26 protein-coding genes are annotated in these 25,232 nt (G+C 74.0%); 19 read left to right on the top strand and 7 right to left on the bottom strand.

The features are described 5' to 3' along the window. Positions 1 to 2 precede the first annotated feature (2 nt). The 5 genes from BIU94_RS09585 (at position 3) to BIU94_RS09605 (ending at position 3,333) form a co-directional block, all read left to right on the top strand. The gene (locus BIU94_RS09585) at positions 3 to 833 is read left to right on the top strand and encodes a nitroreductase family protein (RefSeq protein WP_071258237.1); all 831 of its coding nucleotides are present in this window, start codon (positions 3 to 5) and stop codon (positions 831 to 833) included. Next, entirely contained in the window at positions 830 to 1,591 is a 762-nt protein-coding gene (locus BIU94_RS09590) for a YqjF family protein (protein WP_071258239.1), read from the top strand. Before BIU94_RS09585 ends, BIU94_RS09590 begins: the two co-directional genes overlap by 4 nt. A gap of 63 nt (positions 1,592 to 1,654) precedes the next feature. Further along, on the top strand, positions 1,655 to 2,650 hold the full coding sequence (locus BIU94_RS09595) for an SDR family oxidoreductase (protein WP_071258241.1): 996 nt from the start codon (positions 1,655 to 1,657) through the stop codon (positions 2,648 to 2,650). Continuing rightward, a complete protein-coding gene (locus BIU94_RS09600) occupies positions 2,647 to 2,988 on the top strand; it encodes a hypothetical protein (RefSeq protein ID WP_071258249.1) in 342 nt (113 codons plus the stop codon). Before BIU94_RS09595 ends, BIU94_RS09600 begins: the two co-directional genes overlap by 4 nt. A gap of 147 nt (positions 2,989 to 3,135) precedes the next feature. Beyond that, on the top strand, positions 3,136 to 3,333 hold the full coding sequence (locus tag BIU94_RS09605) for a hypothetical protein (RefSeq protein WP_071258252.1): 198 nt from the start codon (positions 3,136 to 3,138) through the stop codon (positions 3,331 to 3,333). 174 nt (positions 3,334 to 3,507) lie between these two features. Here the strand turns inward: BIU94_RS09605 and BIU94_RS09610 are convergent, their stop codons facing one another. Continuing rightward, positions 3,508 to 7,077, bottom strand: a complete 3,570-nt coding sequence (locus BIU94_RS09610) for a bifunctional proline dehydrogenase/L-glutamate gamma-semialdehyde dehydrogenase (protein WP_071258254.1) — start codon at positions 7,075 to 7,077, stop codon at positions 3,508 to 3,510. 128 nt (positions 7,078 to 7,205) lie between these two features. On the opposite strand from BIU94_RS09610, the gene BIU94_RS09615 reads away from it, so the two are divergent. Next, positions 7,206 to 7,685 (top strand): MarR family winged helix-turn-helix transcriptional regulator, encoded by a 480-nt coding sequence (locus BIU94_RS09615; protein WP_071258256.1) that lies wholly within the window; start codon positions 7,206 to 7,208, stop codon positions 7,683 to 7,685. Beyond that, entirely contained in the window at positions 7,682 to 7,918 is a 237-nt protein-coding gene (locus BIU94_RS09620; RefSeq protein WP_139196372.1) for a hypothetical protein, read from the top strand. Before BIU94_RS09615 ends, BIU94_RS09620 begins: the two co-directional genes overlap by 4 nt. 9 nt (positions 7,919 to 7,927) lie before the next feature. Here the strand turns inward: BIU94_RS09620 and BIU94_RS09625 are convergent, their stop codons facing one another. Further along, on the bottom strand, positions 7,928 to 8,782 hold the full coding sequence (locus BIU94_RS09625; protein ID WP_071258265.1) for an NAD(P)H-binding protein: 855 nt from the start codon (positions 8,780 to 8,782) through the stop codon (positions 7,928 to 7,930). 86 nt (positions 8,783 to 8,868) lie between these two features. Here BIU94_RS09625 and BIU94_RS09630 point away from each other — a divergent pair, with 86 nt between their 5' ends. The 5 genes from BIU94_RS09630 to BIU94_RS09650 all read left to right on the top strand — a co-directional run bounded on the left by BIU94_RS09630 (position 8,869) and on the right by BIU94_RS09650 (position 14,014). Beyond that, positions 8,869 to 9,627, top strand: coding sequence for a TetR/AcrR family transcriptional regulator (locus BIU94_RS09630; protein WP_071258277.1), 759 nt, complete (start codon positions 8,869 to 8,871; stop codon positions 9,625 to 9,627). A 137-nt stretch (positions 9,628 to 9,764) separates the two neighbouring features. Next, the gene (locus BIU94_RS09635) at positions 9,765 to 10,484 is read left to right on the top strand and encodes a GntR family transcriptional regulator (RefSeq protein ID WP_071260254.1); all 720 of its coding nucleotides are present in this window, start codon (positions 9,765 to 9,767) and stop codon (positions 10,482 to 10,484) included. Then, positions 10,481 to 11,488, top strand: a complete 1,008-nt coding sequence (locus tag BIU94_RS09640) for an ADP-ribosylglycohydrolase family protein (RefSeq protein WP_071258281.1) — start codon at positions 10,481 to 10,483, stop codon at positions 11,486 to 11,488. The genes BIU94_RS09635 and BIU94_RS09640 overlap by 4 nt, the downstream gene beginning before the upstream one ends. Positions 11,489 to 11,558: 70 nt before the next feature. Beyond that, positions 11,559 to 13,076: a cytosine permease gene (locus BIU94_RS09645; protein WP_071258282.1), complete on the top strand. Its 1,518-nt coding sequence runs from the start codon at positions 11,559 to 11,561 to the stop codon at positions 13,074 to 13,076. Beyond that, positions 13,076 to 14,014 carry a PfkB family carbohydrate kinase gene (locus BIU94_RS09650; protein ID WP_071258285.1) on the top strand — a complete coding sequence of 313 codons (939 nt, stop codon included), beginning with the start codon at positions 13,076 to 13,078 and terminating at the stop codon, positions 14,012 to 14,014. Before BIU94_RS09645 ends, BIU94_RS09650 begins: the two co-directional genes overlap by 1 nt. Here BIU94_RS09650 and BIU94_RS09655 read toward each other — a convergent pair. The 4 genes from BIU94_RS09655 to BIU94_RS09670 form a co-directional block, all read right to left on the bottom strand. Further along, positions 14,004 to 14,708, bottom strand: a complete 705-nt coding sequence (locus tag BIU94_RS09655; RefSeq protein WP_071258286.1) for an alpha/beta hydrolase — start codon at positions 14,706 to 14,708, stop codon at positions 14,004 to 14,006. The two genes, BIU94_RS09650 and BIU94_RS09655, sit on opposite strands and share 11 nt — an antisense overlap. Positions 14,709 to 14,810: 102 nt before the next feature. After that, positions 14,811 to 16,109 carry an LCP family protein gene (locus BIU94_RS09660; RefSeq protein WP_071258288.1) on the bottom strand — a complete coding sequence of 433 codons (1,299 nt, stop codon included), beginning with the start codon at positions 16,107 to 16,109 and terminating at the stop codon, positions 14,811 to 14,813. 89 nt (positions 16,110 to 16,198) lie between these two features. Beyond that, positions 16,199 to 16,924, bottom strand: coding sequence for a tyrosine-protein phosphatase (locus BIU94_RS09665; protein ID WP_071258290.1), 726 nt, complete (start codon positions 16,922 to 16,924; stop codon positions 16,199 to 16,201). Between the two features lie 38 nt (positions 16,925 to 16,962). After that, positions 16,963 to 17,280 carry a hypothetical protein gene (locus BIU94_RS09670; RefSeq protein WP_139196373.1) on the bottom strand — a complete coding sequence of 106 codons (318 nt, stop codon included), beginning with the start codon at positions 17,278 to 17,280 and terminating at the stop codon, positions 16,963 to 16,965. A gap of 76 nt (positions 17,281 to 17,356) precedes the next feature. On the opposite strand from BIU94_RS09670, the gene BIU94_RS09675 reads away from it, so the two are divergent. Continuing rightward, positions 17,357 to 18,214, top strand: a complete 858-nt coding sequence (locus BIU94_RS09675; protein WP_071258297.1) for an NAD-dependent epimerase/dehydratase family protein — start codon at positions 17,357 to 17,359, stop codon at positions 18,212 to 18,214. 28 nt (positions 18,215 to 18,242) lie between these two features. Here BIU94_RS09675 and BIU94_RS09680 read toward each other — a convergent pair whose 3' ends face one another. After that, positions 18,243 to 19,223: a DNA-3-methyladenine glycosylase gene (locus BIU94_RS09680; protein WP_175472084.1), complete on the bottom strand. Its 981-nt coding sequence runs from the start codon at positions 19,221 to 19,223 to the stop codon at positions 18,243 to 18,245. 71 nt (positions 19,224 to 19,294) lie between these two features. On the opposite strand from BIU94_RS09680, the gene BIU94_RS09685 reads away from it, so the two are divergent. From BIU94_RS09685 to BIU94_RS17830, 6 genes are all read left to right on the top strand, one after another. Next, on the top strand, positions 19,295 to 20,323 hold the full coding sequence (locus BIU94_RS09685; protein WP_071258299.1) for a 6-phosphofructokinase: 1,029 nt from the start codon (positions 19,295 to 19,297) through the stop codon (positions 20,321 to 20,323). Positions 20,324 to 20,414: 91 nt separating this feature from the next. Continuing rightward, on the top strand, positions 20,415 to 21,389 hold the full coding sequence (locus BIU94_RS09690) for an MDR family oxidoreductase (RefSeq protein ID WP_071258302.1): 975 nt from the start codon (positions 20,415 to 20,417) through the stop codon (positions 21,387 to 21,389). A gap of 82 nt (positions 21,390 to 21,471) precedes the next feature. Then, positions 21,472 to 22,140: a GntR family transcriptional regulator gene (locus BIU94_RS09695; protein ID WP_071258304.1), complete on the top strand. Its 669-nt coding sequence runs from the start codon at positions 21,472 to 21,474 to the stop codon at positions 22,138 to 22,140. Positions 22,141 to 22,145: 5 nt separating this feature from the next. Beyond that, positions 22,146 to 23,459, top strand: a complete 1,314-nt coding sequence (locus tag BIU94_RS09700; RefSeq protein WP_071258316.1) for a hypothetical protein — start codon at positions 22,146 to 22,148, stop codon at positions 23,457 to 23,459. Next, complete coding sequence (locus BIU94_RS09705; RefSeq protein ID WP_071258317.1) at positions 23,456 to 24,241, top strand: ABC transporter ATP-binding protein; 786 nt, start codon at positions 23,456 to 23,458, stop codon at positions 24,239 to 24,241. Before BIU94_RS09700 ends, BIU94_RS09705 begins: the two co-directional genes overlap by 4 nt. 151 nt (positions 24,242 to 24,392) lie before the next feature. Further along, positions 24,393 to 25,175, top strand: a complete 783-nt coding sequence (locus BIU94_RS17830) for a hypothetical protein (protein WP_071258318.1) — start codon at positions 24,393 to 24,395, stop codon at positions 25,173 to 25,175. Positions 25,176 to 25,232: the final 57 nt, after the last annotated feature.

The raw sequence follows: 25,232 nt of genomic DNA on the forward strand, positions 1-25,232 counted from the left end.
CGGTGGAGCTGTTCGAGGCCATCCGACGACGACGCACGACGAACGGGGCGTTCCTGCCCGATCCGGTGTCCGAAGAGCACCAGCGGCTGCTCCTGGAGCTCGCCGGGCGGGCACCCTCGCAGCTCAACAGCCAGCCGTGGCGGTTCGTGGTGATCGAGGAACGCGCCACGATCGACCGCGTCGCCGAGATCAGCGGGCGCTCGATGACCCGGACCATGGCCGAGGGCACGTTCTTCGAGCGGTACAAGCCGTACTTCCGGTTCTCGCAGGCCGAGATGGACTCCCGGCGCGACGGCATGCTGTTCGACAAGCTGCCCGCACCGCTCCGGCCCTTCACGAAGCAGGTGTTCACCAAGCGTGGGCAGGTGCTCATGAACGCCCTCCGGGTGCCGCAGACGCTCGGGGCGGAGAACCGGAAGCTCGTCGCCGGGTCGCCGCTGCTGCTCGGCGTGCTGCTCGACCGCGACGAGTACCGCAAGGAGGCGCGGAACGCGTTCTACTCGGTGTTCAGCATGGGCGCGGCGATGGAGAACGTCTGGCTCGCCACCACCGAGCTCGGCCTCGGGATCCAGTTCGTGTCGTTCCCGATGGAGATCGAGGAGGCGTGGGCCGAGGTCGAGTCCCTGCTCGAGGTGCCGCCGGAGCTCGAGCTGATGGCCGTGTACCGGATCGGGTACCTGCCACCCGAGCGTCGTCGCCCCGCGATCGACTGGGTGTCGAACGAGCGGAAGCGACCGTCGCAGTACGTGTTCCGCGGCACGTGCGCGACCCCGCAGACCGGGTGGGACGACCTGCCCGCCGTGAGCACCGAACCGGAGGCGACCACCCCGTGACCGACACCCGACCCGCTCAGAGCACCCCGGGCCTCCAACCCGTCGCCCCCGGCCTGACCGGCCGCCCCTGGATCTCGCAGGACTGGCTCGACGTCGTCTTCGTGCACTGGCGCGTCGACGTGTCGGCGGTGGCCCCGCTGCTGCCGACCGGCACGCGACCCGACACGATGGCGCCCGACGGCTCCGACGACGGGGCGACCACCTGGGTGGGCCTCATCGCGTTCCGGTTCGAGGACACCCGGTTCCCGCCGTTCTCGACCGGCAGCATCGGCGACTTCGTCGAGCTGAACGTCCGCGTCTACACGGTCGACGAGCAGGGGCAGCACGGGGTCGTGTTCCTGTCGCTCGACGCCGGCAAGCTCCTGCCGACCCTCGGCGCACGCGTCGCGACCGGCCTGCCGTACCGGTGGGCGGTGGCCGAGGCGCGGAGCGGTGACGGTCGCGTCGGGTACGCGATGCGGCGGCACGGCACCCACCTGCGGTCGATGGTCGACGTCCGTGTCGGCGACGCCGTCGCCGAACCGACGGCGCTCGAGACGTTCCTGACGGCGCGGTGGGGCATGCACGTCCGGCGGGGTGGGCGCACCCGGTTCTGGCCGAACGAGCACGAGCCGTGGCCGTTGCACCGCGCCTCGGTGGTGTCGCTGCGCGACGACCTGGTCGGGGCGGCCGGACTGCCGTTCGGGCTCACCGAGCTCGAGCCGGACTCGGTGCTCTACTCGCCGGGGGTCACGACGCGGTTCGGTCGGGGGCGCTGACGGCGCACCGCTCGGGGGACACCCGCTGAGTGGCCGGCACGGCGCGGTGGGTACAAGGGAGCCATGACTCGAGTGGCAGTGGTGACCGGTGGATCCGCAGGACTGGGACGGGCGACCGTCCGCGAGCTGGCCGCCCGGGGGTGGGACGTCGCAGTCCTGGCCCGGGGGGAGGACGGCGTCGACGCCGCCGTCGCCGAGGTCGAGGCGGCCGGCCGCCGCGGGCTCGCCCTGGTGGCGGACGTGTCCGACCGGGACGCCGTCGAGGCGGCGGCCGACCGGGTCGAGCAGGAGCTCGGTCCGATCGACCTGTGGGTGAACGGCGTGATGGTCGGGGTCTTCGGCCGGTTCATGGACACGGCGCCGGAGGACTTCGAGCGCGCACTGCACGTCACGTACCTCGGCTTCGTGAACGGCACCAGGGCCGCGCTCTCGCGGATGGTGCCGCGCGACCGCGGTCAGGTCATCCAGGTCGGCTCGGCACTGGGCTTCCGGGGCATCCCCCTGCAGTCGGCCTACTGCGGCGCGAAGCACGCCATCGTCGGGTTCACCGAGTCGGTCGTCTCGGAACTCCTGCAGCAGGGCAGCAAGGTGAAGGTGTCGCGGGTCGACATGCCGGCGCTCAACACCATCCAGTTCAGCTGGGTGAAGTCGAAGCTCCCGCACCACCCGCAGCCGGTCGCGCCGATCTACCAGCCCGAGGTCGGCGCGCGGGCGATCGCCGCCGTCGCGGAGCACCCGCGCCCCCGCACCTGGGTCGGCGAGTCGACGGTGTACACGATCATCGGCAACCGGATCGGCGGCCGCTTCGCCGATTGGTACGCGGCGAAGACCCTGGTGTCCGGGCAGCAGGCCGAGGCGAAGGACGGCGAGGAGATCGGCGTCAACCTGTACGAGCCCGTCCCCGGCGACCACGGTGCGCACGGGGTGTTCGACGAGAGCGCGCACGCCTGGTCGCCGCAGACGTGGTGGATCGAGCACCGCCGGCTCGGCCGGTCGATCGTCGGCACGGTCCTCGGCGCCGCCGGTGCCGTAGCGCTCGTGGCGGGACGACGACGATGACCCGGCGTCGCGGGGACACGACCGCGTCGACGGTCGTCGAGGTCGGTCGCGCGGTGCTCGGGGTCTGGCACCTCGGTCGTGCGCTGCGCGGGCGTGACCAGCGGGTGCTGCACGCGGTGCTCGGCGTGCGGCAGCTCGCGCAGGCCGGCGTCGTCAAGCGCGCCGGCGGGCCGGACGCGCACACCGCCAGTGCCGTCGTCGACGCCCTGCACGGCACGACGATGGTGCCGCTCGCCCTGCTCGACCCCCGCCGCCGCCGGTTCGCCGTCGAGCAGCTGTGGATCGCGGCGGTGCTGACGATCGCCGAGGTCGGGCTCGTCGGGCGCGGACGACACTGAGTCCCGGCCCCCGTCCGCCCGCTGAGGTCGCACTTCCGCCCGTGTCGCCGATGCCGTCGCGGGCCGGAGTGCGATCTCAGCACCGCGCCGCCGCCCGCCCGCTGCCCGCCGGGCGGTGCGCAGCGTCCGCGGCGTAGCTTCCTGGACATGAGCGACAACGAACAGACCGAGCCCGTCATGGACGGCGCCACCGAGGCCACCAACCACGAGAAGCTGCACGGCCTCATCGAGCAGGTCGACAACGACCACCGCGGCGAGGGCGCCGGCGCGATGGCCGACCACCTGCGCGACCGCATGGACGAGACCGGTGTCGAATCCGAGGACGGCGGCGACGTCGAGGACTGAGTCCTCCGGGGGCGGGGCGCTGCGCGCGCGGCCTTCCGACGACGCGCTGCGCTGCGCGCGGCCGATCGTGAGCAGAAGAGGTCGGGTCGCCGTCGGGCACTCGACCCTTTCTGCTCACGAAGTGCGGCCCCGCCGCCCCGCCGGCCCCGCCAGGCCCGGACCCGGCCGGGCGCGCTAGACCCGCAGCTCGGCGAAGTCGCTGTCGAGGTCGCCGAAGCGGTGCGCGGTGATCGTCACCGTCTGCTCCCGCAGGTAGGGGAGCATCTCGATCAGACCGGCCTCGACCACCGGGGCGTCGTGGACGGCGACGTCGATGCTCGCCCCGAGGGCTTCCTCGAGGGCGGACGCGTCGCCGCCGATGAGCCGGATGCGCGCTCCGGGTCCCCCGAACGCCGTCGGCGCCGGACGGTCCTGTCCCTGGGACAGCACGGCCTCGAGCGCGTCGACCGGGGCGTCCTCGCCGTTCGACCAGTCCGGCCGGAACACCGCCCCGGACGACGCCCGGGCGTGGAAGTCCTGGTCGGACTCCACCAGGTGGTCGACGACGTGCAGCGGTGACCGGCTCGACGCGAGCAGCTGCGTCAACGGCCCCGGCAGCGGGCGCGCGGTGCTCAGCAGCACGTGGGCGCGGGCGGCCGTGGCGGCGGCGAGGCTGCGCACGAGGTCGCCCATCGAGGCGTCCTCGGCCTGGCGGACGACGACGGACTGCGGCCGGTAGCGCAGGACGTTCCGCTGCACGACGAGTCCGGACGGGTCGTGCGACCGGCCGTACTGGTCCTCGCGGGCGCGGACGTCGCTCAGGGCGCCGGCGCGCACCTGGTCGAACTCCTCGAACGACAGGCCGCTCCGAGCCGCTTCGATCAGGGCGGTCACGCGCGGCGGCAGCCCGTGCAGCTGGATGCTCTTGTGCACGGTGCGGGGCACCGGCTCCCAGCGGCCGAGCGTCGCGACGTACAGCGGTCCGCCGGCCTTCGTGCCGGTGCCCACCGACGAGCGCTTCCAGCCGCCGAACGGCTGGCGACCGAGGACGGCGCCCGTGGTCGCGCTGTTCACGAACAGGTTGCCGGCGCGGACCTGGGCGAGCCAGTCGGCGACCTCGTCGGCGTCGAGCGAGTGGATGCCCGCGGACAGCCCGTGGTCGGTGCCGTCCTGGATCGCGACGGCCTGCTCGAGCGTCTCGGCGCGCATGATCCCGAGCACCGGGCCCGGGTACTCGGTCTGGTGGAAGTCGCTGCCGGGCCGGACCCCGTCGCGGATGCCGGGCGACCAGAGCCGACCGGAGTCGTCGAGCGGCGTCGGCTGCACCAGCCAGGACTCCCCCGGGCCGAGCTCGGTCAGGCCCCGGCGCGACGCCCCCGCGGGTTCCGACGTGACCGGGCCGACCTGTGCGCTGGGGTCGTCGGGCCACGCGACCCGGAGCGTCCGGGTGGCGTCGACGAGCTGCCGACGGAAACGCTCGCTCTCGCCGACGGAGCCCACGAGCACCACGAGCGACGCCGTCGAGCACGGCTGCCCGGCCTGCCCGAAGGCGGACCGCACGACGTCCTGCACCGCCAGGTCGAGGTCGGCGCTCGGCGTGACGACGATCGCGTTCTTGCCGCCCGTCTCGGCGGTGAGCGGGAGGCCCGCACGCCACCAGCGGAACGAGCGCGCGGTCTCGGCGGAGCCCGTCAGGATGATGCGGTCGACCGCGGGGTGGCCGATGAGGTCGCGGCCGAGTTCGTCCTCGTCGAGGTCGACGAGCTGCAGCAACGAGTGCGGGACGCCCGCGTCCCAGAGGACGTCGGCGAGCAGCGCACCGCTCCGACGCGCCTGCGGAGCGGGCTTCAGCACCACACCGCTGCCCGCGGCGAGCGCTGCCAGGACACCGCCGGCGGGGACCGCGACGGGCGAGCTCTGCGGGGGGACGACGACCGTCAGGCGCGGCGGGACGAACCGCGCGCCCTGGACGTCGCCGAGCCGTCGGGCGCTCTCGGCGTACCGGTGCGCGGCGTCGACGGCCGCGGTGACCTCGGCGTCGGCCTCGGCGAAGGTGGCGCCGGTCTCCGATGCGGTGACCTCGATCAGGTCGGCACGCCGGGTCTCGAGCTCGTGGCCGATGAGGTCGAGCAGCTCGGCCCGGTCGCCCGGGTCCTGCCGACCCCAGTTCACGCCGGCCTGGGCGGTCCGCGCCGTGATGCGTTCGAGCTGCGAGCGGTCGGTGACCCGTGCACCGCGGATGGTCTGCGCGCCGAGTTGCGAACGCGGGACCCGGCGGAGCACGTCGAGGGCCCAGGAGCGGTTCGCGGCCACGGACGGGTCGGTGTCGGGCGCGTTCCGGAAGGCGTCGCGCAGGACGGGCTCGCCGAGGGCGCGGTGGCGGTCCTGGGTTCGGTGCGTCGGCACGACGGGCTCGTCGAGTGCGGCGACGGACGCCAGGTACCGACCGTGCTCGCGGTCGAAGACGCTCGCGTCGCGGTCGATCTCGGACGCGGCGGCGGCGAACCCTTCCGGGTTCGCGCTCTCCTGCAGCCGACGGGCCAGGTACGCGGTCGCGGAGTCGGGATCGTCGGGGTGCACGACCGGGGTGTACAGCACGACGGAGCCGACGTCGGCGCGGACGGCGTCGACGTGCCCGGCCGCCGTGCCGAGGAGCATCTCGACGTCGACCGCGTCGGTGACACCGCGGCGCTGCGCGAGGGTCCACGCCGTCGCGAGGTCGAACAGGTTCTGACCGGCGACGCCGATCCGGACGGCGTCGGTGCGCTCCGGGGTGAGCGCGGCGTCGAGCAGTCGCAGGTGGGCGGTGTCGGTCTCGCGCTTGCTGCCCCACGTGGCGAGCGGCCACCCGTGCAGGACGGCGTCGACGTGCTCGGTGGCGAGGTACGCGCCCTTGACGAGCCGCACGGTGATCGGTGCTCCGCCCGCCGCACGACGCTGCTGCGCCCACCCGGTCAGCGCGTCGAGCGCACCGGCGGCGTCGGGCAGGGCGGTCTGCAGCGTCACGCCCGCCGGCAGCGAGACGAACTCGTCGCGGTCGAGCAGCGCCCGGAACACGGCGAGCGTGCGGTCGAGGTCGCCGGACGCCTCGGCGTCGAGGGTGATCGTCTTCGCCGGACGGCCGGCAGCCGTCGGGGCCGCCGCCAGCCGGTAGAGCGGGAGGAGCCGCTCGACGGCGCGTTCGACCGCATGGTCGAGACCCCACGGGGACGCCGTCGGGACGACTGAACTGAGCTTCACGGAGACGCGCTCGACGTCGTCGCGCGCGAGCAGGTCCGTGATCCGCTGCAGGCGTCGGTCGGCCTCGGCAGTGCCCTGGACGGCTTCGCCCAGCAGGCTGAGGTCGAGCCGCGTGCCCGGGCCGCCGAGCTTGGCGAGCGCCTGACCGGTCTTCGCCGGGGCGGCGTCGACGACCAGGTGCCCGGTCATCCGACGCAGGATCCGGCGCGCGGTGGGGACCACGGCCCACGGGGCCATGGTCGCGAAGCCGCCGCCGAGCGTCACCGCGCCGCGGAGGTACCAGGCGAGGAAGTCGGGGACGTCGCGGCTGGCCCGCTCGAGGTTGCGTGCGGCCACCCGGGGGTCCTCGGGGCGGACGACCTTGTCGACGAAGCCGCGGGCGAAGTCGAGCCCCCGTTCGTCACGCAGGGTCCGGGCCAGACGCGCGGCTCCGGGGTCCGGCTTCACGCCGGCGGACGCCGCCAGCCACCGACGGACCAGCGCGGCGGCGTCGTCGGTGCAGTCCTGGAGGCGGGCGCTCGGCATGGTCCGATCGTATGCCGCACCCCCGACGCCACCTCGGAGCGCGCCGAGCGTCAGCCAGGAGTCATCCGGACGGATGAAACCCGTGCACCGACGGCCCCGGAACCCGGCCGGTCGGTACGCTGGGCCGCATGTCGACGCAGGGCAACGACGGCCACGACTGGGCCACGTGGGACGCCTTCCACGACGCCTGGCGCCGGCTCGACCGGGCCCTCGACCGCGCGGTGCAGTCGGGTGCCGGCATCTCCGTCCCGGAGTTCGAGATCCTGATCGGCCTGCACCGCGACCCGGAGCACCGGCTCCGCGTCCGGGACATCGCGAGCGGCATCGGGTGGGAGAAGTCGCGCGTCAGCCACCAGGTCACGCGCATGGTCTCCCGCGGCCTGGTGGAGCGCGCCGACTGCCCGACCGACGGCCGCGGCAGCTGGGTCGTGATGACGACCGACGGTCGCCGCGCGGTGCTCGCCGGCATCCGCGCGCACACGGCGGCACTGGAGGACCTGTTCTGGAGGCCCGTGGGGACCGACGCGGCCACGCTGCGGTCCGTCAGCGGCCGGGTGGACGACGCGATCGGCCCGGACGAGCACGAGACGGAGCGCGCCGGAGCATGACGCGACCAGAGCGAGGACAGCGCCGCACACCGGTCTGGCTGTGGGTGCTGTTCGGGGTGGGCATGGCGGTGTTCAGCACCGGCTCGTACATCGGTCGGGTGGAGCACCAGCTCGTCGGCGTGCCGATCCTCGCCGTGGGCCTGGCCATCGTGGTGACCTTCGTCGCGCTGCGCGGCCGGATCACGCGGGACGACCGGAACGGTGACGGTCCGGACGGAGGCGGCTCCCGCTGACGCCTCCGCTCAGGCAACGAGGTCGGCGAGCACCTGCTCGGCCGTCCGTGGCGCGTGCCCGAGCAGCTCCGTGAGGACCGGGTCGGTGCCCGCGAACCAGCCCTGACCGGCGGCCTGGTACATGCCGAGCAGGAAGCGCACCATCGGTTCCCGCTGCCCGGCGGCGACGGCGCGGTCCACCCACTCGTCCTCGTCGACCACCTCGAGACCGACGGTGGTGCCGGTGATCGCGGACGCCGACCGTGCGAGCTCCGCGAAGGTCGGCGCCTGCTCGGCGGTGATCGTGACGGGACCGTCGATCGGCTCGTCACGCAGCAGGATCGCCGCGGCACCGGCAGCGGCGTCCTCGCGGGCGGTCCACGACACCGGGCCGTCCGCCGGCACGGCGACGACCCCGGTCTGCTGCCATGGTCCCATCAGCCACTGCAGGCTGTGGGCGTAGAAGCCGTTCCGCAGCGAGGTCCAGGGCAGGCCCGACGCCGCGAGCATCGCCTCGGTGGCCGCGTGGTGCTGCGCCGGCACGAAGGGCGACGCTGCTCCGGCACCCTGGTGGCTCGTGTAGAGCACACGCCCCACCCCGACGGCCGCCGCTGCATGCACGGCGTTCCGGTGCTGCGTGACCGTGTCGCCGTGCGGGTCGTTCGAGGACACGAGCAGCAGCTGGTCGGCGCCCTCGAACGCCGCCCGGAGCCCGTCGGGGTCGTCGTAGCTGCCGGTGCGGACGGTGACGCCGCGGTCGGCGAACCGGGACGCCCGCGCCGGGTCGCGAGTGACGACGGTCAGCTCCGAGGCCGGCAGTCGTCGGAGCAGGTGGTCGGCGGTCGCGCCGTTGAGGGCGCCTGTCGCGCCGGTGATCGTGATCATGGGTCTGACCTCTCTGTTATCAGTGGTAACACCTGGACAGTATCACCGGAAAATCGGTGGTAGCAACGGGTTGTTATCGTTGTTCCGTGACCGAACCGATCGCGCCCCTCGCCGCCGACGTCCGCCTCCGCGTGGTGGAGGCCGCCGCCGCCCTGCTGCACGACGACGGCGCGGCCGCGGTGACGACCCGGGCGGTCGCGCAGCGCGCCGGGGTGCAGGCACCCACGATCTACCGGCTCTTCGGGGACAAGGACGGGCTGCTCGACGCCGTCGCCGAGCACACGATGGCCTCGTTCACCGTCACGAAGGCCGCTGCCGTGCAGGCCTCGGCCGACGACGACCCCGTGACCGACCTGCGGAGCGGGTGGGACGCGACGATCGGGTTCGGGCTCGCCAACCCCGACCTCTTCGTCATCATGAGCGACCCCCGACGCGGTCGAGGGTCACCGGCCGTCGCCGTCGGGCTCGAGCTCCTCGCAGCCCGACTCCGCCGCGTCGCGGCTGCCGGCAGGCTCGCGGTCCCCGAGCACGAGGCGATCCGGCTCGTGCACGCCGCCGGCACCGGAGCCGTCCTCGCCCTGCTCGACGAGCCGGAGGACGAACGGGACACGCACCTCGCCGACGTGGTCCTGGAGACCGTGCTCGCCCGCATCCTCACGCCGGGCCCGTCGGACGGCGTCGGGGACGACTCGTCGGCGCTGCGAGCCGCGGCGGTGACCCTGGCGGCGGCCGCACCGGACCTCGACGTCCTGTCGCCGGGGGAACGCGCGGTGCTCGGCGAGTGGCTCGGTCGCATCGTCGACCACCCGAGCGGCGCGGCAGCAGGGCGAATGCCGACTCCCTGAACACCTGCGGGCGCATCCGCGGTGCGTCCCTGCGGACCGGAGGCGACCCGTCGGGGCCGAGCCGGGCCTCCTGTCCGGGGCTGCACCGCGACCGACGCGCGTGATTGGACAGGTCTTGTACATGTATGCTCGCTGCCATGCCCGTCTCATCGAAGCGACGCCTCGTCGCCGACGCCCTGCGCGACGCGATCGCGACCGGGCGGCTGCTGCCCGGGCAGCGCCTGCCCGGTGAGCACGAGCTCGCCGAACGGTTCGCCGTCAGTCGCGGCACCGTCCGCGCCGCACTCGCCGACCTGGCCGACGAGGAGTACATCGCGACACACGGCGGCGTCGGGTCCATCGTGACCTTCGACGGCGCGGCCCTCGACCCCCGCGGCGGCTGGGCCCGATCGATCGCCGCCACCGGCGTGCAGGTCGCCACCCGCGTGCTCCGCATCGCCCGCATCGAGGACGTCGACCTCGCCGAGCGCGTCGGTGCCGACTCGGCGGCCTTCATCGCCGTCGACCGGGTCCGCCACGTCGTCGGCGGCACGCCGGTCTCGCTCGAGCGCAGCCGGGTGCCGCGCACCGGCGCGCTCGACCGCGCGGTCGACGACGGTCTCGTCGACGACTCCCTGAGCGCCACCCTGGCGGCGGCCGGTCTCGTGCCGGCGATCGCCGAGCAGTGGGTCGACGTGACCCCACTCGACGCCGAGGACGCCGCCGTGCTCGGACAGCCGGTCGGCGCCACCTTCCTGCACAGCCGACGGATCTCGCGCACGGTCCACAACGGCTTCGTCGAGCAGGTCGACAGCCTCCTCGCACCGGACCGGTTCCGGCTGCACATGCGATTCGGAACGACGGAGCAGGCACGATGACCACCACCACCACCACGCACGCACTCGCCGCCCTGCACGGCCTGGCGATCGGCGACGCCCTCGGGATGCCCACTCAGTCGCTGACCCTCGCGCAGATCCGGCAGGACCACGGCGTGATCACCGACTTCGTCGACGCCGGGCCGCACCAGCGCATCGCCGCCGGCATGCCCGCCGGCAGCATCACGGACGACACCGAGCAGGCGGTCCTGGTCGGCGAGCTGCTCGTCGAGGGCGGCGGCCGACTCGACCCGGTGCGTTTCGCCGAGGCGATCATCGCCTGGGAGCGCACGATGGAGGCGAAGGGGTCCCTCGACCTGCTCGGACCGAGCACGAAGGCCGCCGTCGAGCGGATCCTGGCGGGCGTCCCCGCGGCCGAGGCCGGTTCCACCGGCACGACGAACGGCGCCGCGATGCGGATCGCCCCCGTCGGCATCGCGACCCGTGCGACGGACCTCGACGCCCTCGTCGACGCCGTGCAGGACGCCTGCCGGGTCACCCACGACACCGGGCTCGGCATCGCGGGGGCCAGCGCCGTCGCCGCCGCGGTCAGCGTCGGCCTCGACGGCGCGACCCGCGCAGAGGCCCTGGACGCCGCGGTCGCGGCCGCCGCCATCGGTGCGACCCGCGGCCACTGGGTCGCCGGTGCCGACATCGCCGAGAAGACCCGCTGGGCGCGGGCGTACCTGCCGACGGTGCCCGCCGACAACCGGATCGACGTCGTCGCGCAGGTGATCGGCACCTCGGTCGCCTCGCAGGAGTCCGTCGTCGCCGCCCTGGCACTCGTCTCGCTCGACCTCGACCCGTGGGAGACCGTCGGCATCGCGGCGAGCATCGGCGGCGACACCGACACCATCGCCGCGATGGCCGGGGCCGTCCTCGGCGCCGCGCACGGCCCGGACGCCTGGCCCGACCACGCCGTCCGCACGGTCGTCGAGGTCAACGGGCTCGAGCTGCCGCCGCTCGTGGACGGCCTGCTCGCCATCCGCGCCGGCGCGGACCGCTAGTCCGCACCCCACACTCCCCTCCCCCACCCCACTCCCGCACTCCATCCCACTTCCGAGGACGCAAGAGGACATGAGCACGACACCCGACCCCACCACGCCCGCGTCGAGCGCGACCACCGCTCGGAGCGAGGGCACGCTGACCACCATCGAGCAGCGCGGCATCGAGCCCGTCCCCGCCGAGGAACGCACCGGTCGCCCCGGCGCCCTGTTCTGGGTGTGGTTCGCCGCGAACATCTCGATCCTCGGGCTCCCCCTCGGGGCCACGCTCGTCGCGTTCCAGCGGCTCACCATCTGGCAGGCGCTCCTCGTCGCGGTCATCGGCGCCGCCGGGTCCTTCGCCGTCGTCGGCGTCATCTCGATCGCCGGGCGTCGCGGCGGGGCACCCGGCCTGACGCTGTCCCGAGCCGTGTTCGGCGTGCGGGGCAACATCGGCCCGACGCTCGTGTCCCTGCTGTCGCGACTCGGCTGGGAGACGGTGAACACCACCACCGCCGCGTTCGTGCTGCTGTCGCTCTTCACGATCGTGTTCGGCACCGACGGCGACGCCAAGCGCATCCCCGCGCTCACCGTCGTCGCGATCCTGGTGTTCGTGCTCTGCACCGTCCTGGTCTCCGGGCTCGGCCACGCGGCCATCGTCGCCATCCAGCGGTGGGCGACGTGGGTGTTCGGCGCCCTCAACGTCTTCGTCGCGGTCTTCCTGGTGATCCGCGTCGACTGGGACACCGTGACGAGCGCCCCGGCGGGACCGGTCAGCGCGATGGTGATCGGCATCGGCACCATCGCCGCGGGCACCGGCATCGGCTGGGCGACCGCCGGCGCGGACATCGCCCGCTACAGCAAGGTCTCGGTCCGCGGCAGCCGGCTCGTCCTCGCCAGCGCCGTCGGCGCGGGCACGCCGCTCGTCGTCCTCGTCGGCCTCGGTGCGCTGCTGTCCGCCGGTGACCCCACCCTCGCCGAGGCCGGTGACCCGGTCGCCGCGATCCGCGACCTGCTGCCGAGCTGGATGGCCGTGCCGTACCTCGTCGCCGCGTTCGGCGGCCTGCTGCTGTCGAACCACCTGTCCGTGTACTCCGCCAGCCTGACCACCCTGACCCTCGGCGTGAAGGTGCCCCGGGTGTGGGCGGTCGCGGTCGACGTCGTCATCACGTTCCTCGGCGCCGTCTACTTCATGCTCATCGCGGACGGCTTCTACGCGCCGTTCATCACGTTCATCTCCGTCCTCGCCGTCCCGATCACCGCCTGGCTCGGCGTCTTCATCGCGGACATGCTGCGCCGCCGTTGGTACGACCCGGTGGCGCTGCTCGACCTGCGCCCCGGCTCGGGCTACTGGTACCGCGGCGGCTTCGCCTGGGGCGCGTTCACCGCCTGGGCGGTCGCCATCGTGGTCGGCTTCCTGTTCACCGTCGTGTCGGTCGGCGACGCGGACCCGGTGTTCGTCGGCCCGCTGTCCGGCAGCTGGATCGGCGCGAACGGCCTCGGCTGGGTCGTCACCTTCGTCGTCGCCGCCGGGGCGTACCTGGCGTTCGGCGGTGCGCGCGGCACCCTCGAGGAGCCGACCGTCGTCCGCGACACCGCGTCGGCCCGCTGATGCCGCGGCTCGTCTCCGTCGGCAACGTCATCGTCGACATCGTGATGCGCATCGACGCGGTCCCCGAACCCGGCGGCGACACGATCGCCGAGGGGTCCGAGATCACGGCCGGCGGCGGCCTCAACACGATGGTCGCCGCCCGCCGCGACGGCATGGAGGTCGTGTTCGCCGGACAGTACGGCACCGGACCGTTCGCCGACGTCGTGCGCGCGGCCCTCGCCGCCGAGGACATCGACGTCGTCCAGCCCGGGCTGCCCGACGTCGACAGCGGCTACTGCGTCGCCCTGGTCGACGCCACCACGGAACGCACCTTCGTCACGAGCGTCGGCGCCGAGGGCCGTCTGACCGCCGCCGACCTGGGCCGCGTCGCGGTCCGCGACGACGACGTCGTCTTCGTCTCCGGGTACGGGCTCGCCCACCCGTCGAACGCGGACGCGATCGTCGCGTGGCTCGGGCGCCTGCCGGAGCCGACGACGGTCGTCCTCGACCCGTCGCCGCTCGTCGACACGCTCCGTCCCGACGTGCTCGCCGCCGTCCTGCGGCGCGCGGACGTCGTCAGCACGAACGGCCGGGAGGCACGGCTCATGTCCGCCACGTCGCCCGACCTGGCCGACGCGGCGGTCCGGATCGCGGAGCGCTGCCGCGGGGCGGCCGTGGTCCGCGACGGCGCCGCGGGCTGCTGGGTGGCCGGCCCCGGACGGCGCACCGAGCTCGTGGAGGGCTTCCGGGTGGCGGCCGTCGACACGAACGGCGCCGGCGACGCCCACGACGGGGTGCTCGCCGCGGCGCTCTCCCGGGGCGACGACCTCGTCACGGCGGCGCGACGGGCGAACGCGGCGGCGGCCATCGCCGTCACCCGACGGGGGCCGGCGACCGCACCGACCGCGGCCGAGATCGACGCGCTGCTGCAGGGCTCGGGCGGCGCGGTCAGCGGCTGAGCACGGCCTCGAGCTCGGCGACCACCAGGTCCGGGCGGGAGACGAACGGGTGGTGCCCCGTCGCGACGTCCACCGACCGGCTCGCCCGCGCGGCGTGGGCGCGTTGCAGCTCCACCGTGGTGCTCCGGTCCCCGGTGCAGACCAGGTACGTCGAGTCGACGCCCTGCCAGCCCGCGGCGGTCGTCGGCGTCACGAAGGAACCGACCGCCTGGGTGGTCACCCGGTCCCATGCCGCACGCTGCGTGTGCTCGTCGACGTCCTGCAGGAACCGAGCACCGAACGTCCCCGCGTCGAACCCGACGAGTCCGAGCATCCCCCCGTCGGCCGGTTCGACGCGCACCGGGTCCGGTTCGTCGGCCATGATCGCGCCCTGCGCCTGGCCCACGTCGGGCAGGTAGGACGACACCAGGAGCAGGTGCGCCACGGCGGGGTGGTGCCCGGCCTCGGCGATGACGGTCCCGCCGTACGAGTGCCCGACGACGATCGTCCCGTCGCCACGGTCGAGCTCCCGCCGCAGGGCCGCGGCATCGGCCGTCAGGCCGCCGGACGCCTCGTCGGGGGTCGTCTCACCGCACGACGGCAGGGCCACGGCTCGACTCCCGATGCCGGTGCGCTCCCGCAGCAGCTCGGCCGTCGGACCCCACCACCATCCGCCGTCGCGCACCAGGGCCCCGTGTACGAAGACGACGTCCATGCGGTGCTCCCTGCGTCGGTGGTGGGTCGTCGCCCACCGTAGCCGCGCTCCGGGCTGCGCGACCCGACGCCCGTGGTCGCGGTGCTCACGACGGGAGACCGGTCAGTCGGTGCCCTTCGAGCACGTCTGCTCGGCGGCGCTCTGCCCGGTGATCGTGGAGGGCAGCGCCGTCGGCTTCCGGGTCGCGGCGGTCCCCGGCGAGCGCGACGTCTGGCCCGCTGCCCGGCTGCTGCTCGGCGACGGGGCGTCGGCGGGTCGCTCCGCGGCGGGCGCGCGGGACGCCGACGGCGCCTGCACCGCGCCTCGGCCGATGGCACCGGCGGCGACCCGGGTCCGCTGGTCCTGCTGCAGTGCCACGTTCAGGCTGTGCGCCGCGGCCTGGTCGACCACGACGCGGTTGCTGTCCTCCGGGTCGGCATCGGTCGGGTACTGCACCAGGAGCATGTGGGCGGTGTCCGTGTTGCGGACGGCTGCCGCGAGGGCGACGAGGGTGCGGGTGTCGTTCAGCCCCTCCGACAGGGCCATGTTCGAGGTCGCAGCCTTCGCGAACCGGTACAGGGTGATCGGGTTGCCGAGCGCGCCGTCGCTGGTGAGCTTGCGCAGCATCGCGGAGAGGAACACCTGCTGGTTGCTGATGCGGGCGATGTCGCTGCCGTCGTCGACGCCGTGGCGCGTCCGCAGGAAGCCGAGCGCCTCCTTGCCCTGCAGCGGGACCTCGCCGGCGGGCAGGTCGAGGAAGCTGCCGTCGTGGATCGGTTTCGCGATGCAGACGGTGACGCCGCCGAGGGCGTTGCTCATGGCGGTGACACCGTCGAAGGTGATGAGTCCCGCGTACGGGATGCTCAGCCCGGTCAGGTTCTCGACGGTCTGCACGACGCAGGCGACGCCGCCGTTCGGGCCGCCCCGGAGGAGCGCTGAGTTGAACATCGCCTTGCTCTCGGCCGGGCTCGACGTGCCGGCGTCCGGGTCCGCGCAGGACGGGATCGGCACCATCGCGTCGCGGGGGAAGGACACCACCGTCACCTGGGAGTGGTCCTCGCTGAGGTGCACGAGCATCGTGACGTCGTTGCGTGCTCCGTCGGCGTCCTGTTCCTCCGCCCGCTGCCCGACACGGGTGTCCGACCCGATCAGCAGGATGTTCGCGCCGCCCTTGATCGCGTTGATGTCCTGGCTCCGCGCCTGCCCCTCGTCCGACGGACTGAGCGAGATGGTCGTGATGTCGTCCTTGACGTCCCGCGCAGCGATGGCACCGACGCTGCCGACACTGACGACCGCGACCACGGCGGCCGTGCCGATCAGCCCCGCGAGCGTCGCAAGTGGTCGCCGCCGCCGCAGCTTGCCGTGCCGCGCGATCCCCCGCGCGCTCCGCCGTCCTCCTGGTCGTCGGCCCTCGTCAGTCATGACTGCTCCCCCTCCGGAGTCTCCTCGACGCTAGTGGACCTGCGACGAACGCTCACCTCGGATGTGCTGGGGGTTCCTTCAGGGTCGGTTCACGGGGCTGTCAGGCGCTCGCGCAGACGGGTGCGCAGGGCGTCGTCGGCCCCGATGACCGCGAAGGCGCCGTCGACGTCGGCGGCGACGTCCTCGACGATCGGGGCGGTCTGCGCGATCCACCGGTCCACCTCGTCCTGCCCCCACGTGGCCTGCCGGTCGTGGGTCGGCGCGTGGGAGTTCGCTCCCGCCATCGCCCGGACCGACTCCGCGTAGTCCGCGGCGACCGCCTCGGGCGCCACGCCGGCGTTGCCGAGGAGCAGGGCGCTGACCATGCCGGTGCGGTCCCGGCCGGCACTGCAGTGCACGAGCACGCCGGACGGGGCGTCGGCGATCGCGGTGAGCGCGCCGAGGACGAGCTGCGGCAGGATGCGGAAGTTGTGCCGCCAGTACTCCGGCGAGTCGAGGATCGGGAAGCAGACCTCGCGGAACTCGGGGTCGTCCTGGTCCTCGGTCGGAGCGTTCACGATCCGCACGCCCTCGGACGCTCCGGCTGCGACGACCGGGTCGCCGTCGCGGGCACCCACCTCGTACGCGCACCGGAGGTCGACGACCCCGGCGAGACCCCAGCCGCGGGCGTCCCGCCAGCCCTGCTCGGTGAGGAACTCGCGACGCGGTCCCCGGGCGATCCGGCCCGGCACCGTCGCCCCCGTCGGTGAGGCGGACGTCGGCAGCCCGCCGAGGTCACGCGCGTTCAGGTACCCGTCCCAGTCGAGGTTCCGCATCGGGACACCCTAGGTCACGGCCGTCCGGCACCGGGGCGTCACCGCGTGACGATGCCCAGCGTGCCGACGAAGGGGACGACGCCGACCGCTGCGGACAGTGCGGCGAACCAGATCGCGGGCGTCCTGCCCCGCAGCCCGCGCAGGCCGATCGCCGCGACGAGCGCCCCGACCGCGAACGGGAACGTGCCGAGGGTCGCGTAGACCGGCCACGAGACCGGTGCCCAGGACGCCGCGCTCTCGCCCGACGACCCGATCGAGACCAGCGAGCCGGCGACGACGAGCCCGACCTCGACGACCGGCGGCAGGCCGATCGCCACGTCACGCACCACTCGGCGTCCCCGCCCCCGCTGCACCATGCGCCGAGGGTAGCGGTCACCGGTGAGCGGTACCCGTCGTGACCGCGCCCCCAGCCGCCCGTGCCAGGGTCGATCCGTGCTGAACACCTCCACCGTCGTCATCGCCGGCTGCGGCGACCTCGGAGCCGAGGCCGGCCTGCGGTTCGCCGGGCAGGGCCACCGCGTGCTCGGGCTCCGTCGCCGCGCCGAGCTGGTCCCCGCCCCGATCACCGGACGGAGCGTCGACCTGCGCCACGAGGTCCCGGACGTCCCCGCCGACACCAGCGTCGTCGTCGTGGCGTTCGCGGCCGGCTCGCGGGACGTCGACGAGTACCGGGCGACCTACGTCGACGGCCTGCGGAACGTGCTCGACGGCATCGACGCGTCGGCGGCCGACCCCCGCCTGCTCGTCGTGTCGTCGACCGCGGTGTACGACGTCGACGACGGCAGCGTCGTCACCGAGGACACCCCCGCGCACGCCGGGACCCCGACCGCCGGGGTGCTGGTCGAGGCCGAGGCACTCCTGCGCGAGCGCGCTCCCGGTGCCGTGCTCGTCCGGCTCTCCGGCGTCTACGGGCCCGGACGCGAGCGCCTGGTCGACCAGGTCCGCTCGGGCTCGGCGCGGCTCGCCCCCGGCACCTCGCCGCACACGAACCGCATCCACCGCGACGACGCCGCCGCTGCGCTGCTGCACCTGGCGGGCCTGCCCGACCCCGCGCCGCTCTACCTCGGCACGGACGACGAACCGGTCCGCCTGGACGACGTGCTGCGGTTCCTCGCCGACGAGCTCGGGGTCCGGGAACCGGTGGTCGGCGACGGCGGGGCACGGCAGGCCGGCGGCGACAAGCGGCTGTCGAACGCGCTGCTCCGGTCGACCGGGTGGACGCCGCGGTTCCCGACGTTCCGCGAGGGCTACCGCGCCGTGCTCGCGGGCGAGGGCACCCGCCACCCGTAGTCGTCCGACACCGGCACGGGCACCAGCCTCAGTGGAACCGGTGGTCCTGGATCGTGAGTCGCGGACCGAACGCCGGCTTGCGGAATCCCGAGCCGCCGATGAGCCGGACGATGCGCTCCCGGTGCCCCGACCACGGTTCGAGCAGCTCGAGCATGCCGTCGTCGTCGACCGGCGCCCCGGTCAGCGCCCACCCGACCAGTGCCGGCACGTGGAAGTCGCCGACGCTCGGCGAGTCCGGGTCGCCGTGGGATCGCTGCGCGGTCTCGGCGGCGGTCCACCGGCCGATCCCGGGCACCGACTGCAGCCGCGCGGACACGACCGCGCCGCCGCGGCCGAGGGCGAGCGTCCGCTCGAGCGCCGGCGCGACCCGCACCGCGCGCATGACGGTGGCGGAGCGCCCGGGCTCGATGCCGGCGCGGTGCCACTCCCAGCTCGGGATCGCCGCCCACTCCTCGGCGGTCGGCGGCACGGCCATGCCGTCGGGCGCGGGACCGGGAGCGGGGGTGCCGTGGCGCCGGAGCAGGTACCGCCAGGCGCGCCAGGCCTGCCGCGAGGTCACCTTCTGCTCCATGATCGCCGGTACGAGCATCGCGACGACGGTGTTCGTGCGGAGCAGGCGGAGCCCGGGCTGCCGGTGGCGGGCGGCCGCCAGGAACGCGTGCCCGGAGACGTCGAGGTCGGACCAGTCGTCGCCGCGTCCGAGCAGGTCCGGGGCGTGCTCGACCGCCCACGCGGACCCGGCGCCCCACGCGGACACCGCGATCGTGCCGCCGGCCTGCCGGATCGCCACGGACGCCGGGCCCCGCGGCGTGCGGAGCGCGAGCCAGACGACGGGCCCGACCACCTGGAAGGCGGGGTCGCCGGTGCCGCGCTGCAGGGGCCGCAGGGTCGACGCGACGTCCACCGGGCCTCCCGGCCGGTACACGGTGTCGACGCGGGTCGCGTCGTCGGACGCACCGGCAGGCGTCGGACCGGACGCACCGGACGGGGCGGAAGCGAGCAGGGACACACCGGGATGGTAATCCGCAACCACCGTCAGTCATGATGGGGACGTCCCCGCACCCGACGACGGAGTTCCCCATGCGCATCGGCATCCTCACCTCCGGAGGCGACTGCCCCGGCCTGAACGCGGTCATCCGCGCGATCGTCCTGAAGGGCATCGCCATCTACGGACACGACTTCGTCGGCTTCCGGGACGGCTGGCGCGGCGTCGTCGACGGCGACATCGTCCCGCTCGGTCGCAAGGACATCCAGGGCATCGCGAAGCAGGGCGGCACCATCCTCGGCACGAGCCGCACGAACCCCTTCGAGGGCGAGCACGGCGGGGTCGAGAACATCGAGCGCACCCTGGAACGGCACGGCATCGACGCCATCGTCGCGATCGGCGGCGAGGGCACCCTGGCCGCCGCGAAGCGCCTGACCGACGCGGGACTCAAGATCGTCGGCGTGCCGAAGACCGTGGACAACGACCTCGGCGCCACCGACTACACGTTCGGCTTCGACACCGCCGTCGCGATCGCGACCGAGGCGATGGACCGCCTGCGCACCACCGGCGACTCCCACTCGCGCTGCATGGTCGCCGAGGTGATGGGCCGGCACGTCGGGTGGATCGCTCTGCACTCCGGCATGGCCGCCGGCGCGCACGCCATCCTCATCCCGGAGCAGAAGACGAGCATGGAGCAGATCGCGAAGTGGGTGCGCGCCGCCTACGACCGTGGTCGCGCGCCGCTCGTCGTGGTCGCCGAGGGCTTCGTGCCGGACCACGAGGACAACGCGCACACCGAGCGCGGTCTGGACGCCTTCGGCCGTCCGCGGCTCGGCGGCATCGGCGAGCGCCTCGCGCCGCTCATCGAGGAGATGACGGGCATCGAGACCCGCGCGACGACCCTGGGCCACATCCAGCGCGGCGGGACGCCGACCGCGTACGACCGCGTGCTGTCGACGCGGCTCGGCCTGGCGGCCATCGACTCGGTGGTCGAGGAGCGCTGGGGCCGGATGGTCGCCCTGAAGGGCACGGACATCGTGCACGTCTCGTTCGACGAGGCGCTCGGCGAGCTGAAGACGGTGCCGCAGGCGCGCTTCGACGAAGCCGCCATCATGTTCGGGTGAACACTGCCGGATGAGCGCTGCCGGGTGAGCGCTGCCGGGTGGGCACGGCGCGCCGTCACCCGACCGGGAGGCCCGGGGTAGCGTCCGGCGCATGACCCGCGCCGTCCTCGTGTCCAGTGCCGCCCCGCCCACCGTCACCGACGTCGACCTGCCCGAGCCGACCGAGGGCGAGGCCCTCGTCGACGTCTCGTACTCGAGCGTCAACTACAAGGACGGACTGGCCCTGGCCGGGGACCCCGGGGTCGCTCGACTCGACCCGCTCGTGCCGGGCATCGACGTCGTGGGCACCGTCTCGGCGCTCGGTCCCGGGGTGCACGAGGTCGCGATCGGCGACCGGGTGGTGGTGACCGGCGCCGGTCTCGGCGAGCGCCGGCACGGCGGGTGGGCGCGGCGGGCGGTCGTGCCGTCGGGGTCCGCGGTCGTGCTGCCGGACACGATCGACGACGCCTTCGCGGCCGCCATCGGCACCGCGGGCTTCACGGCGATGCTCAGCGTCCTCGCGCTCGAACGGTTCGTCGCGCCGGACGACGGACCCGTGCTCGTGACGGGGGCGTCCGGGGGCGTGGGGACCGTGGCGATCGCGCTGCTCACGGCACGGGGGTACCGGGTGACCGCGTCGACCGGTCGACCGGCGAACGCGGAGTCCCTGCGGCGGCTCGGGGCGGTCGACGTCGTCGACCGCGCGACCCTGGCCGAGCCGGGTCGGCCGATGCAACGCACGGTGTGGGCGGGGGCGGTCGACAGCGTGGGCGGCACGACGCTGGCGAACGTGCTCGCCTCGACGCAGTACGGCGGCGCCGTGACGGCGTGCGGGCTGGCGCAGGACGCCGCCCTGTCGACGACGGTGCTGCCGTTCATCCTGCGCGGGGTGTCGCTGCTCGGCATCGACTCGGTGCAGGCGCCGCTCGCGCTGCGGCGCCGGGCGTGGGAGCGCCTGGCGACCGACCTCGACTCGGGGCTGCTCGCCGGGGTCACCCGCACCGTCTCGCCGGACGAGGCGATCACGATCGGGGCCGAGGTCGTGGCCGGGCGCGTACACGGGCGCACGGTCGTCGCGATGCGCTGAACCGGTGTGCCAGCATTTCACAAACGCTTGCCATTTGACACGTTAGGATTCCAGCGTCGAGTCCCAGGCACGAGGAGATGGCATGCCGGTCCCCAAGTCGACGGTGGAGAACTCACCGCGGAAGCTGTTGCGCGACGTCGTCTACGAGAAGATGCTCGCCGCCCTGCGCGACGGCACCCTGCAGCACGGTGAACGCCTCAACGACGACGAGCTGGTCCAGTGGCTCGGCGTCAGTCGCACGCCCATCCGCGAGGCCATCGCGAAGCTCGTCGACATCGGCCTGGTCGAGATGGAGGCGAACCGCTACACGCGCGTCGCCACCCCGACCTTCGACGACTGGGTGACCGCCACCCGCGCCATGACCGGGTTCTTCGAGCTCAGCCTGCGCTGGGGCGTCCCCGAGTACGCCGACGAGGACGTGGAGGCCCTCTCCGCGCTGCTCGACAAGGCGGACGCGGCACGCAAGGTGCGGGACTACGGCTTCAGCGGCGCCGTCACCGACATCATCGAGTTCGCCGTCGCGCACTCCGGCAACCCGCTCGTGCAGAACGCGGCGGTCGGGGCGATCGAACGCGTGCGGTTCACGCTGAACCCGACCCCGCCGTTCGAGCAGTACGGCTCCGAGGCGTTCTTCTCGATCCTGCGCGACGCGCTGGACGAGCGCGACGGCGAGACCGCCGCCGAGGCCGGGCGTGCCCTGACCCGCAACTTCGAGCAGCACATCGAGGCGGTCCGCGCCGACCGCGGCTGACCCTGGTGGACGGCGAGTGGGGTGACCCGTGGGCGTCGCGCAACGACGACGCCTACACCGCCCTGCTCGCCCACGTCCGGTCGGGGCCGCCCGGCCCGGTCACGGTCGACGTCGACCACCTCGGGTGGGACTGGGGCGTGCCCGCCGCCCGGGTGCGGTCGGCAGCGCTGCGCCTCGAGGACCTCGGCATCATGACCCGTGGCGCCGGCGGCTCGTGGGAGTACGCAGTCCTGTCCGACGCCGACCTGTCGGACGCCTTCGACGCGTGGGTCGCGCTGTTCGGTCCGGCCGTCCGCGCCACGACCACCGTGCTCACCCCCGACCTGCGCGACGAGCTCGACCGGCTCGTCGCCGCCGCCGAACGGACCGCGGCGCTCCGGCTCCCCGACTTCCCGACCGCGTTCTCCGCATCGGTGCAGTTCTGGTTCAGCCGGTGCCCGGACACGCTCCTCCGGGACCTCGGCACCCGCGCCTACGAACGCCTGCGGTGGGCGCGGGTGCCGACCGTGCCGTGGTCGGTGCACGACCTGCACGGATGGTCGCGCACGGTCGCGAGGGTGGCGGCCACCGGCGATCCGGACGATGCGACCGCCGCCGCCGAGCGCATGGAGGACCTGATCGAGACGCACCGTCGACACCTCGGGATCGTGCGCACGACCGACCGGGAGCCGCTCCCTGCCGGACCCCACCCGAGCGTGCTCGACCGTGGCCTCCTCCGTCACCTGCGATCAGGAGCGCTGCCGACGGGTTCGACCCACACCGTCGCGGGGCTGGTCGCGCTGACGGGCGCCCGGCCGGACGAGGTGCTCGACACCCTCCGGTGGCTGGTCGACCTGGGGCTCGTCGTCGACGATCCGGGCGGCGTCCGCGTCGCTGCGCCGTCGATCGACACCTGGCGGGAGGCGATGGAACTGCTCACGGGCGTCTTCGGCAACGCCGCCCTCCACGTGCTCCCCGGCCTGCGGGGGCCGGCGCTCGAGGAGTTCCTCCGCCTGGTCGACCGCGCGCGGGACGACGGCCACGTCCGTGACCACCGCTACACCGAGAGCGCCTTCGCCGTCACCCGGTTCCTGGCCGAGCACACCGACAACCGGTGGGTCCGCGAGGCCCTGCGCCTCGCGATGGCCCGGCTCGCGTACGCGCTGCCGGAGGCACCGCCGTTCCGCCAGTGGGACACCGACGCCCTGTGGATGGCACTCGAGGCGGCAGCCGGCCGCGGAGACCCCCGGGCAGCCAGGACCGCGGGCCGAGGGTTCACCGACGTCGCCCGGGCCCACATCGACGACGTCACCACGCGGTACGGCACGATGGGGACGTGACCGACGTCCTCATCCACGCCACCGGGGTCCGCGTCACGCGCTCCGGCCGCGACCTGCTGCACGACATCGACCTGACCGTCCGACGCGGCGAGCACTGGGCGCTGCTCGGCCCGAACGGTGCCGGCAAGTCCACGCTGCTCGCCGTGCTCGGCGCGACCGCGCACCCGACCGCCGGGCACGTCGAGGTGCTCGGCAGCCGGCTCGGCCGCACCGACGTCCGCGAACTCCGGCAGCGCATCGGACACGTCGATCCCCGCCACCGGATGCTCTCGCCGCTCACCGTGTTCGAGACCGTCCTGACCGGCCTGACCGGGACGACGGACCTCATGCTGCGGTGGGAGCCGTCCGCCGAGCAGCTCGCACGGGCCGAGCAGCACGTGGGGGACGTCGGGCTCGCCGCTCGTCGTGACGCCCGCTGGCCGGTGCTCTCGCAGGGCGAGCGCGGTCGGGCCCTCATCGCCCGCGCGCTCATGGCGGAGCCGCAGCTCCTGCTGCTCGACGAACCCGCCACCGGCCTCGACGTCGCCGCGCGCGAGCACCTGCTCGAGACCGTCGACGCGCTCCGGCAGCGGCACCCCGAACTCGGCAGCGTCATGGTGACCCACCACCTCGAGGACCTGCCCGCGTCGACGTCGCACGCCGTGCTGCTGCGCGACGGCGCCGCGGTGGCACAGGGCACCTCGGACGAGGTCATCACGTCGTCGGCGGTGTCGCACGCGTTCGACTTCCCGCTCGCCATCGTGCGCTCCGAGGGGCGCTGGGCCGCCCGCCGCGCCTCCTAGGTCTGCAAGCCCCGGCCGCCCGCACCGCAACGGAGCACGTGCCTCGGCTGCGTGCTTGAATGGGCCTTCAGGTGTCCGCGGCCCGTGTCGGGGAGGGCTCCGGCACCGCAGCAGGTGCGTCGCCGCGGGCCGCGATCCAGGGGGAACCACCATGTCGAACACGCCGCCGTCCCACCCGGGGTCGGACCCGCAGCCGGATCCGCAGCAGCAGCCCGGGTACGGACAGCAGCAGCCCGGCTTCGGACAGCAGCCGGACGGGCAGCAGCCCGGCGCGCAGCAGCCCGGCTACGGCCAGCAGCCGGACGGGCAGCAGCCCGGCACGCAGCAGCCCGGGTTCGGACAGCAGCAGCCCGGCCAGTACCCGGACCAGCAGCCGGCGTACGGCCAGCAGCCCGGTCAGCAGCCGGGCTACGGCCAGCAGCCCGGTCAGCAGCCCGGCTACGGCCAGCAGCCCGGACAGCCGCCGTACGGACCGGGTGCCGGCGCTGCGCCGTACGCCCCGCCGCCCAAGCAGTCGCGGGGCAAGCGGGTCCTCATCTCGGTCCTCGGTGTCGTCGTCTTCCTGGCCGTCGGGTTCGGCGTCCGCCAGGGGCTGCACGCTGCGTTCGACGACTCCACCGAGGAGACCGTGTCGAAGGCCGTCGCGCAGATCCGCGAGGACACGAAGCTGCCGCAGCAGGTCGACTCGGTCACCACCTGGACCGGTGTCGAGGCCGAGGGCACCGCGATCCACTACGACTACACGGTGTCGTCGAGCGTCGACCCCGCATCGCTCAGCGAGAGCGCGCTCCGCGACTCGCTCGGGGACACGGTCTGCACGAACAGCGACACGAAGAAGCTGTTCGCCGAGGACATCGACGTGCGCTTCAGCTACTCCTTCGAGGGCTCGTCGAAGAAGCTCGACGTGTCCTTCACGAAGTCCGACTGCGACTGAACGACGACGCCCCCGTGACCGACGGAGACGTCGGGCACGGGGGCGTCCGCTCGTGCA

This window comes from Curtobacterium sp. MMLR14_006 (genome assembly GCF_001864985.1).
Lineage (GTDB): Bacteria > Actinomycetota > Actinomycetes > Actinomycetales > Microbacteriaceae > Curtobacterium.

Excerpts from the sequence above, each read along its gene's own strand:
- BIU94_RS09595 (WP_071258241.1), top strand. The coding sequence starts at position 1,655 with ATGACTCGAGTGGCAGTGGTGACCGGTGGATCCGCAGGACTGGGACGG.
- BIU94_RS09600 (WP_071258249.1), top strand. The coding sequence starts at position 2,647 with ATGACCCGGCGTCGCGGGGACACGACCGCGTCGACGGTCGTCGAGGTC.
- BIU94_RS09605 (WP_071258252.1), top strand. The coding sequence starts at position 3,136 with ATGAGCGACAACGAACAGACCGAGCCCGTCATGGACGGCGCCACCGAG.
- BIU94_RS09610 (WP_071258254.1), bottom strand. The coding sequence starts at position 7,077 with ATGCCGAGCGCCCGCCTCCAGGACTGCACCGACGACGCCGCCGCGCTG.
- BIU94_RS09615 (WP_071258256.1), top strand. The coding sequence starts at position 7,206 with ATGTCGACGCAGGGCAACGACGGCCACGACTGGGCCACGTGGGACGCC.
- BIU94_RS09620 (WP_139196372.1), top strand. The coding sequence starts at position 7,682 with ATGACGCGACCAGAGCGAGGACAGCGCCGCACACCGGTCTGGCTGTGG.
- BIU94_RS09625 (WP_071258265.1), bottom strand. The coding sequence starts at position 8,782 with ATGATCACGATCACCGGCGCGACAGGCGCCCTCAACGGCGCGACCGCC.
- BIU94_RS09635 (WP_071260254.1), top strand. The coding sequence starts at position 9,765 with ATGCCCGTCTCATCGAAGCGACGCCTCGTCGCCGACGCCCTGCGCGAC.
- BIU94_RS09640 (WP_071258281.1), top strand. The coding sequence starts at position 10,481 with ATGACCACCACCACCACCACGCACGCACTCGCCGCCCTGCACGGCCTG.
- BIU94_RS09645 (WP_071258282.1), top strand. The coding sequence starts at position 11,559 with ATGAGCACGACACCCGACCCCACCACGCCCGCGTCGAGCGCGACCACC.
- BIU94_RS09650 (WP_071258285.1), top strand. The coding sequence starts at position 13,076 with ATGCCGCGGCTCGTCTCCGTCGGCAACGTCATCGTCGACATCGTGATG.
- BIU94_RS09655 (WP_071258286.1), bottom strand. The coding sequence starts at position 14,708 with ATGGACGTCGTCTTCGTACACGGGGCCCTGGTGCGCGACGGCGGATGG.
- BIU94_RS09660 (WP_071258288.1), bottom strand. The coding sequence starts at position 16,109 with ATGACTGACGAGGGCCGACGACCAGGAGGACGGCGGAGCGCGCGGGGG.
- BIU94_RS09665 (WP_071258290.1), bottom strand. The coding sequence starts at position 16,924 with ATGCGGAACCTCGACTGGGACGGGTACCTGAACGCGCGTGACCTCGGC.
- BIU94_RS09670 (WP_139196373.1), bottom strand. The coding sequence starts at position 17,280 with ATGGTGCAGCGGGGGCGGGGACGCCGAGTGGTGCGTGACGTGGCGATC.
- BIU94_RS09685 (WP_071258299.1), top strand. The coding sequence starts at position 19,295 with ATGCGCATCGGCATCCTCACCTCCGGAGGCGACTGCCCCGGCCTGAAC.
- BIU94_RS09690 (WP_071258302.1), top strand. The coding sequence starts at position 20,415 with ATGACCCGCGCCGTCCTCGTGTCCAGTGCCGCCCCGCCCACCGTCACC.
- BIU94_RS09695 (WP_071258304.1), top strand. The coding sequence starts at position 21,472 with ATGCCGGTCCCCAAGTCGACGGTGGAGAACTCACCGCGGAAGCTGTTG.
- BIU94_RS17830 (WP_071258318.1), top strand. The coding sequence starts at position 24,393 with ATGTCGAACACGCCGCCGTCCCACCCGGGGTCGGACCCGCAGCCGGAT.